This is a genomic window from Burkholderia sp. S-53, from assembly GCF_025560745.1.
Taxonomy (GTDB): Bacteria; Pseudomonadota; Gammaproteobacteria; order Burkholderiales; family Burkholderiaceae; genus Burkholderia; species Burkholderia pyrrocinia.
This window is the reverse complement of record NZ_CP090483.1, coordinates 1,714,180-1,727,681: the sequence shown is the minus strand read 5'-3', so window position 1 is coordinate 1,727,681 and position 13,502 is coordinate 1,714,180. Positions and strand designations below refer to the sequence as shown.

General features: G+C 65.9%; 9 protein-coding genes, 3 tRNA genes and 1 pseudogene. 9 read left to right on the top strand and 4 right to left on the bottom strand.

Features of this window, described 5'->3' with window-relative positions; all coding sequences use genetic code 11:
- Positions 1-56 precede the first annotated feature (56 nt).
- Entirely contained in the window at positions 57-800 is a 744-nt protein-coding gene (gene rlmB, locus LXM88_RS12945; RefSeq protein WP_262542692.1) for a 23S rRNA (guanosine(2251)-2'-O)-methyltransferase RlmB, read from the bottom strand.
- A gap of 148 nt (positions 801-948) precedes the next feature.
- Positions 949-3,438, bottom strand: coding sequence for a ribonuclease R (gene rnr / locus LXM88_RS12940; RefSeq protein ID WP_262542691.1), 2,490 nt, complete (start codon positions 3,436-3,438; stop codon positions 949-951).
- 249 nt (positions 3,439-3,687) lie between these two features.
- Between rnr and LXM88_RS12935 the strand changes: the two genes are divergently transcribed.
- From LXM88_RS12935 to LXM88_RS12925, 3 genes and pseudogenes are all read left to right on the top strand, one after another.
- Positions 3,688-3,774, top strand: a tRNA-Leu gene (locus LXM88_RS12935).
- A gap of 755 nt (positions 3,775-4,529) precedes the next feature.
- A pseudogene (locus tag LXM88_RS12930) lies at positions 4,530-5,269 on the top strand (ABC transporter substrate-binding protein); the annotation flags it as partial.
- 111 nt (positions 5,270-5,380) lie between these two features.
- Positions 5,381-5,467, top strand: a tRNA-Leu gene (locus LXM88_RS12925).
- A 345-nt stretch (positions 5,468-5,812) separates the two neighbouring features.
- On the opposite strand, the gene LXM88_RS12920 is transcribed toward LXM88_RS12925, so the two are convergent.
- Positions 5,813-6,376 (bottom strand): flavodoxin family protein, encoded by a 564-nt coding sequence (locus LXM88_RS12920; protein WP_174421459.1) that lies wholly within the window; start codon positions 6,374-6,376, stop codon positions 5,813-5,815.
- Positions 6,377-6,435: 59 nt separating this feature from the next.
- On the bottom strand, positions 6,436-6,639 hold the full coding sequence (locus LXM88_RS12915; RefSeq protein ID WP_262542690.1) for a hypothetical protein: 204 nt from the start codon (positions 6,637-6,639) through the stop codon (positions 6,436-6,438).
- A 165-nt stretch (positions 6,640-6,804) separates the two neighbouring features.
- Between LXM88_RS12915 and LXM88_RS12910 the strand changes: the two genes are divergently transcribed.
- The 6 genes from LXM88_RS12910 (at position 6,805) to LXM88_RS12885 (ending at position 13,494) form a co-directional block, all read left to right on the top strand.
- A tRNA-Leu gene (locus tag LXM88_RS12910) sits at positions 6,805-6,891 on the top strand.
- Between the two features lie 648 nt (positions 6,892-7,539).
- The gene (locus LXM88_RS12905; RefSeq protein ID WP_262542689.1) at positions 7,540-8,787 is read left to right on the top strand and encodes an ROK family protein; all 1,248 of its coding nucleotides are present in this window, start codon (positions 7,540-7,542) and stop codon (positions 8,785-8,787) included.
- Positions 8,774-10,327 (top strand): sugar ABC transporter ATP-binding protein, encoded by a 1,554-nt coding sequence (locus LXM88_RS12900; RefSeq protein WP_262542688.1) that lies wholly within the window; start codon positions 8,774-8,776, stop codon positions 10,325-10,327. The genes LXM88_RS12905 and LXM88_RS12900 overlap by 14 nt, the downstream gene beginning before the upstream one ends.
- Positions 10,328-10,368: 41 nt before the next feature.
- Positions 10,369-11,406: an ABC transporter permease subunit gene (locus tag LXM88_RS12895; protein WP_047900555.1), complete on the top strand. Its 1,038-nt coding sequence runs from the start codon at positions 10,369-10,371 to the stop codon at positions 11,404-11,406.
- An 83-nt stretch (positions 11,407-11,489) separates the two neighbouring features.
- Positions 11,490-12,434: an ABC transporter substrate-binding protein gene (locus tag LXM88_RS12890; RefSeq protein ID WP_262542687.1), complete on the top strand. Its 945-nt coding sequence runs from the start codon at positions 11,490-11,492 to the stop codon at positions 12,432-12,434.
- A gap of 124 nt (positions 12,435-12,558) precedes the next feature.
- Positions 12,559-13,494, top strand: a complete 936-nt coding sequence (locus LXM88_RS12885; protein WP_262542837.1) for a carbohydrate kinase family protein — start codon at positions 12,559-12,561, stop codon at positions 13,492-13,494.
- The last annotated feature ends 8 nt before the right edge of the window (positions 13,495-13,502 follow it).

The window sequence follows — 13,502 nt, the reverse complement described above, 5'->3', positions numbered from 1 at the left end:
GGCACGCTTCATTCGGGTCATGCCCGGCTCGCGCACATCGCGCGAGACAGGTTGCGTCAGGCCTTCACGCGCCGCTGGCGCACGGCTTCGTACAGGCACACGCCGCTTGCGACCGACACGTTCAGGCTTTCCACGCTGCCGGCCATCGGGATGCTCATCACATCGTCGCAGGTGTCGCGCGTGAGCCGGCGCATGCCTTCACCTTCCGCGCCCATCACGAGCGCGACGGGGCCGTCGAGCTTCGTGTCGTAGAGCGTCGACGACGCCTCGTCCGACGTGCCGATGATCCACACGCCGGCTTCCTTCAGCTCGCGCAGCGCGCGCGCGAGGTTCGTCACCGTGATGTACGGCACCGTATCGGCCGCGCCGCTCGCCACCTTGGCCGCGGTCGCGTTCAGGCCGACCGCACGGTCGCGCGGCGCGATCACCGCATGCGCGCCGGCCGAATCGGCAACGCGCAGGCACGCGCCGAGGTTGTGCGGATCGGTGACGCCGTCGAGCACGAGCAGCAGCGCCGGGCCCTGGATACCGTCGAGCAGCTCGGACAGGTTCTGCGCGAGCGGCACGTCCTCGACACGCGCGACGACGCCCTGGTGACGCTCGGTATGGGCGAGGCCCCACAGGCGCGTTTCGTCGGCCGCGATCAGCCGCACGCCCGCTTCCTTCGCGGTGTGCAGGAAGTCCTGCATGCGGCGGTCGCGGCGCGTCTGGTCGTACAGCACCTCCGCAACCGTCGATGCATCGTGCCGCAAACGTGCGGTCACCGCATGAAAACCGTAAAGAACCTTCAGACGTGACATGACTGGAACAACCTTCGATCAAACGTGCGGCCGCGCGACGCGCGCAGCCGCGATCCATGGAAAAGGAAAGCGCCGCGTTGCCGGCCGATGACCGGTGACGCGGCGTCTCTCGATACTGCAGGGCGTGCGCTTGCGCCGCCCCGAACGCTCAATACTTCTTGCGCGCGCGCGGCTTCTTCGCAGTCGGCTTCGCCGCCGCGCCGCCACTGCCACCGCCGCTCTTCTTCTTCGCGGCGGCACGCGCGGCCTGCGCTTCCTTCACCGCGGCGCTCGGCGCGCTCGCGGCCTTCTTGCGACGCGGCGCGAACTCCTCCGCCGGCGGCAGCGCGCGTACGCGCGGGCCGCCGTTGCGATCGACACCGGCACCGGCACCTGCGGCAGCCGGTGCGGACGCCGGGCGCGGCGCCTTCACCGGCGTATCGCGCACGAGGCGGAAATCGATCTTGCGCGCATCCAGATCGACACGGCTCACCTGCACGCGCACGCGGTCCGACAGGCGATAGCGGATGCCCGTACGTTCGCCGCGCAGCTCGTTCTTGATCTCGTCGTACTGGAAGTAGTCCGAGCCGAGTTCCGTGACGTGCACGAGCCCTTCGATGAACAGCGTGTCGAGCTGCACGAAGATGCCGAACGACGTGACGCCGTTCACCATCCCGCCGTATTCCTCGCCGAGCTTGTCGCGCATGAAATAGCACTTGAGCCATGCCTCGACGTCGCGCGACGCTTCGTCCGCACGTCGCTCGTTCGCCGAGCAGTGCAGGCCGAGTTCTTCCCAGATCGCCGTGTTCGAGCGCGAGCGATTGCGCGCTTCGTCGTCGGCCTGCTGCATCGCGCGGGCGCGCGGCGACAGCGCGGTGTTCAGCTCGAAGCCCTCCGGCGCCTTCGGCACGTACTTCTTGCCCGACAGGATCGAGTAGATCGCGCGGTGCGTGAGCAGGTCGGGATAGCGGCGGATCGGGCTCGTGAAGTGCGCATACGCCTCGTACGCGAGACCGAAGTGGCCGATGTTGTCCGGGCTGTAGACGGCCTGCTGCATCGAACGCAGCAGCATCGGCTGCAGCATCTGCGCATCGGGCCGGTCGCGAATCTGCGCCATCAGCGCCGCGTAGTCGCTCGCATGCGGCTTGTCGCCGCCGCCGAGCGACAGGCCCATGCCGCGCAGGAACGCGCGCAGGTTCTCGAGCTTCTCCGGCGTCGGCCCCGCGTGCACGCGGTACAGGCCCGGATGCTTGTTGCGCTTCAGGAAGTCGGCCGCGCAGACGTTCGCGGCCAGCATGCATTCCTCGATCAGCTTGTGCGCATCGTTGCGCTGGCGCGGCACGATCTGCTCGATCTTGCCCTGCGAGTTGCAGACGATGTAGGTCTCGGTCGTGTCGAAATCGATCGCGCCGCGCTTCTGCCGTGCGGCGAACAGCGACTTGTAGACGCCGTACAGGTTCTGCAGGTACGGCAGCAGCTCCGCGCGGCGCGCCGCCTCCGGCCCCTTCGTGTTCGACAGCACGGCCGCGACTTCGGTGTACGTGAGGCGCGCAGCCGAATGGATCACGGCCGGATAGAACTGGTACGCCTTGATCTCGCCGCGCGCGGTGATCACCATGTCGCACGCGAGCACGCAGCGATCGACCTGCGGGTTCAGCGAGCACAGGCCGTTCGACAGCTTCTCCGGCAGCATCGGGATCACCCGGCGCGGGAAATACACCGACGTGCTGCGTTCGAGCGCGTCGGCATCGAGCCCGTTGCCCGGTTGTACGTAGTACGACACGTCGGCGATCGCGACGATCAGCCGGAAGCCGTCGCCGCGGCCGACCTTGACCGGTTCGCAGTAGACGGCGTCGTCGAAGTCGCGTGCGTCCTCGCCGTCGATCGTCACGAGCGGTACGTCGCGCAGATCGACGCGGAATCGCAGGTCCGCCGGTCGAACCTTGTCGGGCAGCGCGGCGGCTTCGTCGAGCGCCGGCTGGCTGAATTCATGCGGCACGCCGTACTTGCGCACCGCGATTTCGATTTCCATGCCCGGATCGTCGATGTCGCCGAGCACTTCGACGACACGGCCGAGCGGCTGCGAATGGCGGCTCGGGAAATCGGTCAGCTCGACGACGACGACCTGGCCCACCTTCGCCTTCTTCACGTTCTGCGTGATCAGGATGTCGTGGCCGATGCGCTTGTCTTCCGGCGCGACGATCAGCGCACCGTTCTCGTTGAGCAGGCGGCCGATCACGCGCTTGTTCGCGCGCTCGGTGACTTCGACGACATGCCCTTCCGGCCGGCCGCGGCGATCGTAGCCGACGATTCGCGCGAGCACGCGATCGTTGTGCATCACCTTCTGCATTTCGCCGTTCGGCAGGAACAGGTCGTCCTGGCCGTCGTCGCGGATCACGAACCCGTAGCCATCGCGATGCCCCTGCACGCGCCCGGCGACGAAATTCGACGGATGGGTCAACTGGTAGTGGCCGCGCTTGTCGAGGCGGATCTGGCCGTCGCGCTCCATCGCGGCGACACGCCGGAAGAACCCCTCGCGCTCCTGACGCTTGATCGACAGTGCTTCGGCGATGTCGTTGGCAGCCAGCGGCGCGTCGCTCGTACGCAGCACGCCGAGAATTTCTTCACGGCTCGGAATGGGGTACGGATATTTGCTCAAGGGTTTGTCGATGATTGTTCTCGTTGCGTTGACTGATGGTGCACGGCATCAACATAGAGGTGTCCGTCAGACAGTTCTATATTGACGGCGGCGGGTCATTCTATCATCCGCCTGTGTCGCCAAAAGACGGGAATGCCGCGGGCAGCCGCGACGGCAGCCGGTTTGCGATGCATCGCAAAAAAGTGTTGACACGAATAATTGGGGCGCTATAATTTCGCTTCTTTGCAGCAAGCAGCTACTGCAAAACGTGCCCAGGTGGCGGAATTGGTAGACGCACTAGGTTCAGGTCCTAGCGGTGGCAACATCGTGGAGGTTCGAGTCCTCTCCTGGGCACCACTTATTTAAAAAGGTCGGCTTCTAGCCGGCCTTTTTCTTTTTCAGGCCCAGGAAGCAAAGCGCCTGCGCGCTTTGCGCGAGGACTCGAAAAGCTGCGCTTGCAAGCGCAGCCGGGGTCGCGCTCGTGTGACCGAGTCCTCTCCTGGGCACCACTTATTTAAAAAGGTCGGCTTCTAGCCGGCCTTTTTCTTTTTCAAGCCCAGGAAGCAAAGCGCCTGCGCGCTTTGCGCGAGGACTCGAAAGGCTGCGCTTGCAAGCGCAGCCGGGGTCGCGCTCGTGTGACCGAGTCCTCTCCTGGGCACCATCTGTTTTTAAAAAGGTCGGCTTCTAGCCGGCCTTTTTTCATTTCCGGCACCGGGAACAAGGCGCGACTTCGTCGCCGATGAACTTGCACAGTGACCGGCACAGTTCGTCGAACCCGGCCTTCGTGAATTTCCGCAGACGGGCATTGAGCACCTTCGATGCGATCTCCGGAATCTGCGCGGCAACCGCCTGCTTCGCTTCAGTCAACGCGAGGTTCACGGCCCGCCGATCGCTCATGCTGCGCGAACGCTCGACGAGCCCCTTGCTCTCCTGTTTGCCGAGCAGGCGCGTTCGGCCCCGCGTCGACCCCGAGCAACTTCGACAACGCAAAAGGCGTCGTCGCGCTGCCAATCCACATCGACAGCAGGACCCTCCTCTGCCGAGTCGCAATGTCGAAATCCTTCCATGCCGCATACCGTCGCGCCTTGATACCGGCGGCGGGTTTGCGCTCCGCCGTCGATTTCAGCGCCGACGTCGCCGACACGGTCCCGGCCTTCGCGCAAGCCGCGCATGCGCGATTCGCGTACGTCGCGTACGAAGCGCCGTCGCCGAAAGCACAGGCAATCGTCATCAAGCAGGGCAGCGCACTGCGCACGCTCGCCGCTCTCAAAGGCAAGCGCATCGCGGTCACGAAGGCCGCCGGCAGCCACTACCTGCTGCTCGCCGCGCTCGCACGCGCGAAGCTCGCGCCCGCCGATGCGGCGATCCACTACCTGACGCCCGCCGACGGCCGCGCGGCATTCGAGCGCAGCAGCGTGGACGCATGGATCACGTGGGATCCCTACGTCGCGTCGGTCGACCGAAATCCCGACGTGCGGTCCTGGCCGACGGCAGCGGACTCGCGTCGTACCAGCGCTACTACCTCGCATCGAGCAGTTTTGCCGCCGCGCGACCGGACGTCGTCCAGATCCTGTTCGACCAGTTGTCTCAGGCCGGCACGTGGCTGCGCGACCACCCGCAAGAGGCCGCGAATACGCTCGCGCCGATCTGGGGGCTCGACGCGGCGACGATCGTGCGCGCGAACGCACGACGCAGCCATCTTGTCCGCGCAGTCGTCGCGCAAAACTTCGGCGATCAGCAGAAGATCGCGGACACGTTCCTCGCCGCCGGACTGCTGCCGGCGCATGTCGATACGCGACAGGCGCTGCGCTGGAATTTCGCGGCGAAACGCGCGGATCCGGTCGGCGCGTGAGACCCCCGTCGCACAAGAGCGCAATATTTTTATCGCTTCGGATGAAATTGTGTTGACAGACTTCGAAGAGACGCTAGAATAGCGGTCTTCGCACTGCAGCAAGCGAAACGTGCCCAGGTGGCGGAATTGGTAGACGCACTAGGTTCAGGTCCTAGCGGTGGCAACATCGTGGAGGTTCGAGTCCTCTCCTGGGCACCACTTATTTAAAAAGGTCGGCTTCTAGCCGGCCTTTTTCTTTTTCAGGCCCAGGAAGCAAAGCGCCTGCGCGCTTTGCGCGAGGACTCGAAAGGCTGCGCTTGCAAGCGCAGCCGGGGTCGCGCATGGGTGACCGAGTCCTCTCCTGGGCACCATCTGTTTTTAAAAAGGTCGGCTTCTAGCCGGCCTTTTTTCATTTCAGGCCCGGAACACCAAGCGCGATACAGGCCGCGAATTCGAGATATTCAGCGAACGTCGCCGGCACGCGTCAAGCACTTCGATCACGTATCGGCCCCACCCATCCGCCGAACGGACGACCGTCGAGACATGGTCACCCGGCCATTGATTTCAGGCGCCGTTCCAGCGTTTCGCGGCAATCGCGACGCGCTCGCCCAGCACTTCGGCCGTCTTTCGGTCGCTCTCGAGAATCGCATCGCCGCCCTCGTCCGCATTTGCCTGCGCCATCGCACCGAGGAACGACCCGAGCCGATTCAGATCGTTGACCGAACCCTTGCTGTTGTTGTTGCCGGGCATCAGGCCGAGGCTGACCCACAGCATCTGATGCTGGGCAGCGAAGACCGCCAGTTGCTGCAGCGTCGCCAGTTTGTCGCCGCTTTGCGAAGCCGACACCGTGAAGCCGGCCGCCAGCTTGTCTCGCCACTTGCCCCAATGCTTCGACGATGCGTCCATGAAGCCCTTGAACTGCGCGGACGCACTGCCCATGTAGGTCGGCGAACCGAAGACGATCGCCTTGGCATCACGCTCCAGGTACTCCCAGTGTTCGTCGATCGCGTCGACGGGGATCAACTTGACCGACGCTCCATCGACTTTCTCGACACCACGAGCGACTGCGTCCGCAATGACGGCCGCGTGGCCGTAGCCGCTATGAAAAACCACTGCGATTTCAGACATGAGGAACTCCTTGACGCGGATCATTCCGCAAATAAACGTTACTGCGATAGTAACAGAAATTATCGCAATGCAAATGACTTCGCCTGGATGCGCCGCGCGCTCCATTGCGGCCGGCGAATACACGAGCGCACGGTGTCGCCAAGCGAGCGGACAATCGCGGCGTCCGCCGCCTGCATTCGCGAGTCGGCGCGACACGACAGGCACCCGTCGACGATAACTTCTGCGGCAACGGACTTGAACATGCGTTCAGGAAATTCGCTCATTCCTGTTCGGCGGCAATCCTTCGGGATCGACCCGGAAGCGATGTGCGAACACGGCGCATCAGACACGCGCCTCTTTCTCGCCCCCCAAAGTCCGCGCAAAATCTGTTGACAAGCTGTTCGGGCACGCTATAATTGCGGTCTTTCGCATCGCAGCAAGCGAAACGTGCCCAGGTGGCGGAATTGGTAGACGCACTAGGTTCAGGTCCTAGCGGTGGCAACATCGTGGAGGTTCGAGTCCTCTCCTGGGCACCACTTATTTAAAAAGGTCGGCTTCTAGCCGGCCTTTTTCTTTTTCAGGCCCAGGAAGCAAAGCGCCTGCGCGCTTTGCGTGAGGACTCGAAAGGCTGCGCTTGCAAGCGCAGCCGGGGTCGCGCTCGTGTGACCGAGTCCTCTCCTGGGCACCACTTATTTGAAAAGGTCGGCTTCTAGCCGGCCTTTTTCTTTTTCAGGCCCAGGAAGCAAAGCGCCTGCGCGCTTTGCGTGAGGACTCGAAAGGCTGCGCTTGCAAGCGCAGCCGGGGTCGCGCTCGTGTGACCGAGTCCTCTCCTGGGTACCACTCATTTGAAAAGGTCGGCTTTCAGCCGACCTTTTTTCATTTCCGGTCCTGCATCATTCACACCGCGGCGTTGATCCACACGGTGTGCCCTCCCTTCCCTCGCCATCTTCCGGATGGACAAATCGTCGTCTCTCCCCCGCGAACGCACGCCCACCCGGCAAATTCCAAAGTTTTCGCCTCGGCATCCGCGACCCATCCCCATTTCACGAGGCCGCACTGCCCCCCTTCACCCACGGCAAAAACCGGGATTTCCCTAGGCTGACATGCCAGCGCTCTCGCGGTTAAATAAATCAACGTGATTTATTTAATGCGCTGCCGCACGGCGCAACATGGAAGGAGACGCCATGAGAAGCCCGCACATCGGCCAGGGAAGCAATTCGGCCAACGTGCGCCGTTACAACGAGCGCCTGCTGCTGAAGACGCTGCGCCGCGCAGGCAGCGCGTCGAAGGCCGACCTTGCGCGTCTCGCGAGCATGACGGGCACGGCGGTCGGCAGCATCATCGCGTCGCTGGCCGACGCGAAGCTGATCGAATTCGCGGGCCGCACCGAAGGCCAGCGCGGCCAGCCGGCGTCGTTGATCCGCCTCGACCCGCGCGGTGCATTCGGCATCGGCGTCCATCTCGACCGGATGCGCATCGAGACTGCACTCGTCAACTTCGCGGGCGACGTGCTCGGCCGCCGCTCGCATGACACGCTGCTGCCTCCGCCCGCCGACGTGCTCGAGATCGTGCGTCACGACATCGAAGCGATGCAGGCCCTGCTCCCCGACCACGAACGCGCCCGCCTGACCGGCATCGGCGTCGCGCAGCCGTACAACCTCGGCGCGTGGATGCGCGAACTCGGCCTCGCACCCGACACGTTCCGCGCATGGGAAGACGTCGATTTCGCGAGCGACCTCGGTCACGCGGTGTCGCTGCCGGTGTTCGGCGAAAACGACGGCAACGCGGCCGCGATCGCCGAACTGTTCTACGGATACGGCCGGCAGTGCGACGATTTCGTCTACCTGTTCATCGGGCCGGCAATCGGCGGCGGCATCGCGATCGACGGCGACTGCCTGCGCGGCGTAACCGGCAATGCAGGCGACATCGCCGTGATTCCGGTGCCGCCGAGCCGGCTGGCGTCCGCGCCGCCGCCGCGCGGCCCGTGGGACATCCTGCTCGCGCGCGCGTCGCTGCATGCGCTCGTGCGCCATCTGCGCCATCACGGCGAGACGGTCGAGAACCGCGCCGATCTCGAAGCGTGCATCGCCCGCGGCCTGCCGGCCGTCGACGAATGGATCGACGACTGCGTCGACGCACTCGCGCCGGCCTTGCGCGCGGTGCTGTGCGTGGTCGATGCGCCGGTAGTCGTGCTCGACGCCGATACCGATGCGGGTCTGCTCGACGCGGTCACGACGCGCCTGCGCTCGGCGCTGGTTGCCACCGCGCCCGAAGCGCGCGGCACGCCGACGCTCGTGCGCGGCACGTTCGGCGCCGACGCCGGCGCGATCGGCGCCGCCACGCTGCCGATGTTCTTCAACTTCTCCCCGCGGGCCGGCATCCTCCAGGGCGCCCGCACCGATTCGCAGGAGGTCAACCATGTCGCGGTCTGAGTCGCCCCGCCCGCTGCTCGAAATGCGCAAGATCAGCAAGACGTTTCCGGCCGTGCGCGCGCTCGACAACGTCAGCCTGACCGTCTACCCGGGCGAGATCCATTCGCTGATGGGCGAGAACGGCGCCGGCAAATCGACGCTGATGAAGATCCTGTCGGGCGCCTACCGCGCCGACCCCGGCGGCGAAATCCTGATCGACGACGAACGCATCGACATCGACGGCCCGCTCGCCGCGCGCGATGCCGGTGTCGCGGTGATCTACCAGGAGCTGTGTCTGTCGCCGAACCTGAGCGTCGCGGAAAACATCTACATCGGCCGCGAACTGCGCCGTGGCAACCGACGCTGGGGTACGATCGACCGCGCCGCGATGGCGCGCGGCTGCCAGGACGTGCTTGCGCGCCTGGGCGCATCGTTCGGGCCCGAAACGCTCGTCGACACGCTGTCGATCGCCGAGCAGCAGCTCGTCGAGATCGCGCGCGCCGTGCACACCCGCGCACGCATCCTCGTGATGGACGAGCCGACGACGCCGCTGTCGTCGCGCGAAACCGAGCACCTGTTCCGCCTGATCCGCCAGTTGCGCGAGGAAGGTCTCGCGATCATCTACATCAGCCACCGGATGGCGGAGATCTACGAACTGTCCGACCGCGTGTCGGTGCTGCGCGACGGCGCGTACGTCGGCACGCTCGAACGCGAATCGCTGTCGGCCGAGCGTCTCGTCGCGATGATGGTCGGCCGCGACATCTCCGGCTTCTACAAGAAGGAACACGCACCGTACGATCCCGGCCATCTGCTGCTGTCGGTACGCGACATCGCCGACGGCGCGCGCGTGCGCGGCTGCAGCCTCGACCTGCATGCCGGCGAGGTGCTCGGCATCGCGGGGCTCGTCGGTGCCGGCCGCACCGAACTCGCGCGGCTGATCTTCGGCGCCGAACCGCGCGTGCGCGGCGACGTGATGCTGGACGGCCGCACGTTCGGCGCGCATTCGCCGCGCGACGCGATCGATGCGGGGCTCGTCTACCTGACCGAGGACCGCAAGCGCCAGGGCCTGTTCCTCGACATGAGCGTGCGCGACAACATCAACATCTCGGTCTGCAACCGCGATGCCCGGCTCGGCGCGCTCGACCTCGCACGCGGCGCCGATCGCGCGCGCGACGCGATAACGTCGCTGTCGATCCGCGTCCCCAACGCGAACGTCAACGTCGGTGCGCTGTCGGGCGGCAACCAGCAGAAAGTGCTGCTGTCGCGCCTGCTCGAGACGAAGCCGCGCGTGCTGATCCTCGACGAACCGACGCGCGGCGTCGACATCGGCGCGAAATCCGAGATCTACCGGATCATCAACGAACTGGCCCGTGCCGGCGTCGGCGTGATCGTGATCTCGAGCGAGCTGCCCGAAATCATCGGCGTCGCCGATCGCGTGCTCGTGATGCGCGAAGGCGAGATCGCGGGCGAACTCGGCGGCCACACGCACACGCCCATCACGCAGGAAGCCATCATCGCGCTCGCGACCGGCTCGCAGGCCGAACTCGCCGACGCGCACTGAGCCGCGCTCTTTCATTCGACTCTTACATTCAGGTTACCGAAATGATCAACCCGACCAAGCAGCGGAACCTCGCTTCCGCGACGGCCCATCCGGTGGGCGATCGTACACCCCAGGTACGCGCCGCCGATCATCGCGCACGCATGCAGTCGCTGATCCGCACCGCCGGCATGCTGCCGGTACTGCTGGTCCTGTGCGTCGGCTTCGGCCTTCTGACCGACGGCTTCTTCACGCTGCAGAACCTGTCGATCGTCACGCAGCAGGCGTCGATCAACATCGTGCTCGCCGCCGGCATGACCTTCGTGATCCTGACGGGCGGCATCGACCTGTCGGTGGGCTCGGTGCTCGCCGCCGCGGCCGTCGCCGCGCTGCTGGCGTCGACCATCCCCGGCTGGGGCTGGCTCGGCGTGCCCTTCGCGCTCGTCGTCGGCCTCGTGTTCGGCGCGATCAACGGCGGCCTGATCTCGTTCCTGCGCCTGCCGCCGTTCATCGTCACGCTCGGTGCGATGACGGCCGTGCGCGGCGTCGCACGCCTGATCGGCAACGACACGACCGTGTTCAATCCGCAATTGCCGTTCGCGTTCATCGGCAACGGCACGATCCTCGGTGTGCCGTGGCTCGTCGTGATCGCGTGCGCGGTGATCGCGATCTCGTGGTTCATCCTGCGCCGTACCGTGCTCGGGATGCGGATCTATTCGGTCGGCGGCAATCCGGAAGCCGCACGCCTGTCGGGCATCAACGTGCGGGCAATCCAGATGTTCGTGTATGCGGCGTCGGGGCTGCTCGCGGGCCTCGGCGCAGTGATGTCGGCCGCGCGGCTCTATGCGGCCAACGGCCTGCAGCTCGGCCAGTCGTACGAACTCGATGCGATCGCCGCGGTGATCCTCGGCGGCACGAGTTTCGTCGGCGGCGTCGGCTCGATCGTCGGCACGCTGATCGGCGCGCTGATCATCGCGGTACTGACGAACGGACTCGTGCTGCTCGGCGTGTCCGACATCTGGCAATACATCATCAAGGGGCTCGTGATCATCGGCGCCGTCGCGCTCGATCGCTACCGCCAGCGCGATTCGGCGCGCACCTGACCCCTTCCCGTCCATTCAACCTTGCGGCGCAGGCAGGTCCTCCTGCGCCCGTTCGCCCACCGACCTCACGGAGACACAACGACATGTTCAAGCACAAAGCCGCCCTGACCGCCATCACCTGCGCGCTCGCATTCGGCGCTTCCGCTGCGCACGCAGCCGACAAGCCGCTCAAATCGATCGGCGTCACGGTCGGGTCGCTCGGCAACCCGTACTTCGTCACGATCGTCAAGGGCGCCGAAGCGCGCGCCAAGCAGCTCAACCCGAACGCGAAGGTCACGGCCGTGTCGGCCGACTACGACCTGAACAAGCAGTTCACGCAGATCGACAACTTCATCTCCGCGCACGTCGACATGATCCTGCTCAATGCGACCGACCCGAAGGCGATCGAGCCGGCGGTGAAGAAGGCGCAGGCGGCCGGCATCACGGTCGTCGCGGTCGACGTCGCGGCAGCCGGCGCGAACGCGACCGTGCAGACGAACAACGTGAAGGCCGGCGAGCTGGCGTGCGACTACATTGCGAAGAAACTCAACGGCAAGGGCAACGTGATCATCGAGAACGGCCCGCAGGTATCGGCCGTGATCGATCGCGTCAACGGCTGCAAGACCGTGCTCGCGAAAAACGCGGGCATCAAGCTGCTGTCGAGCGACCAGGACGGCAAGGGCTCGCGCGAAGGCGGGATGAACGCGATGCAGGGCTACCTGACGCGCTTTCCGAAGCTCGATGCGGTGTTCACGATCAACGACCCGCAGGCGATCGGCAGCGATCTCGCCGCGAAACAGCTGAACCGTCCGGGCATCGTGATCACGTCGGTCGACGGCGCGCCCGACATCGAGGTCGCGCTCAAGTCCAACACGCTCGTGCAGGCGTCGTCGAGCCAGGACCCGTGGGCGATGGCGCAGCAGGCCGTCAACGTCGGCTACGGGATCATGAACGGCCAGAAGCCGGCCAATCCGATGATCCTGATCGAGCCGACGCTCATCACGCGCGACAACGTGACAACCTACAAGGGCTGGAGCTCCCCGCGCTGATCGCGCCGGTCGCTCTACTCGCCCACGGAACCGGGCGGTGCCGGGCCGCGTCGCCGCGCGCGACGGCCGGCGCTGCCCGCCCGCTCACTTCAACCGCTGCACGGCCGCGCCACCAGGTTTCAACATGACGACGACGTTCCCCCGCCTGATCGTATTCGGCGAAGCGCTGACCGATTTCATCCGCGACGACGCGCAACGCTGGCACAGCGTCGCCGGCGGCTCATGCTGGAACGTCGCGCGCGTCGGCGCGCGACTCGGCGTGCCGACGGCATTCGCCGGCACGGTCAGCCGCGACATCTTCGGCGACGAACTGATGCGCAAGAGCGCCGACGCGGGGCTCGACATGCGCTTCATCCGGCAGGTCGACCGCGCACCGCTGCTCGCGATGGTCGTGTCGAAGCAGCCGCCCCACTATTTCTTCATCGGCGAGAACAGCGCCGATCTCGCGTTCGATCCGGCGGACCTGCCCGCCGGCGCGCTCGACGCAGCCGAGATCGTGCACATCGGCTCGCTCGGCGTCGTGCGTGAACCGCTCGCGTCGCGCCTGATCGACGTGGCGCAGGCTGCGCGCGCGGCCGGCAAGCGGATCTCGTTCGACCCGAACTACCGCGCGCCGATGGCCGCGCCGTCGTATCGCGACACGCTGCGCCGGTTGGCCGGGCTCGCCGACTGGATCAAGGTATCCGACGAAGATCTGCACGGGCTGTTTCCCGAACTCGACGAAGCGGCTGCGCTCGCGCAACTGCGCGCGTGGGCGCCCGACGCAACGATGCTCGTCACGCGCGGCGCGTCCGGCATGCAGCTCCTGCATCGCGACACCGTGCTGTTCCAGCCCGCGTTCCCGACCGAGGTCGCCGACACGGTCGGCTGCGGCGACGCCAGCATCGGCGGCTGGCTCGCGAGCCAGCTTGCGCGTCCCGATGCATCGGCCGCCGAGCATCTGCGCTACGCGGCCGCGTGCGCGGCGGTCGCCTGTGCGCATGCAGGCGCCTATGCGCCGACGGCTGCGGAAGTGGCCGACATGATCGATCGCGCCGCCGACACCGTGCTTTCGCGATAGAACGCGCC

What these genes read in the sequence shown, in the direction of transcription:
- LXM88_RS12890 (WP_262542687.1), top strand. Translation starts at nt 11,490, where the DNA reads ATGTTCAAGCACAAAGCCGCCCTGACCGCCATCACCTGCGCGCTCGCA.
- LXM88_RS12885 (WP_262542837.1), top strand. Translation starts at nt 12,559, where the DNA reads ATGACGACGACGTTCCCCCGCCTGATCGTATTCGGCGAAGCGCTGACC.
- rlmB (WP_262542692.1), bottom strand. Translation starts at nt 800, where the DNA reads ATGTCACGTCTGAAGGTTCTTTACGGTTTTCATGCGGTGACCGCACGT.
- LXM88_RS12900 (WP_262542688.1), top strand. Translation starts at nt 8,774, where the DNA reads ATGTCGCGGTCTGAGTCGCCCCGCCCGCTGCTCGAAATGCGCAAGATC.
- LXM88_RS12920 (WP_174421459.1), bottom strand. Translation starts at nt 6,376, where the DNA reads ATGTCTGAAATCGCAGTGGTTTTTCATAGCGGCTACGGCCACGCGGCC.
- LXM88_RS12915 (WP_262542690.1), bottom strand. Translation starts at nt 6,639, where the DNA reads ATGAGCGAATTTCCTGAACGCATGTTCAAGTCCGTTGCCGCAGAAGTT.
- LXM88_RS12895 (WP_047900555.1), top strand. Translation starts at nt 10,369, where the DNA reads ATGATCAACCCGACCAAGCAGCGGAACCTCGCTTCCGCGACGGCCCAT.
- LXM88_RS12905 (WP_262542689.1), top strand. Translation starts at nt 7,540, where the DNA reads ATGAGAAGCCCGCACATCGGCCAGGGAAGCAATTCGGCCAACGTGCGC.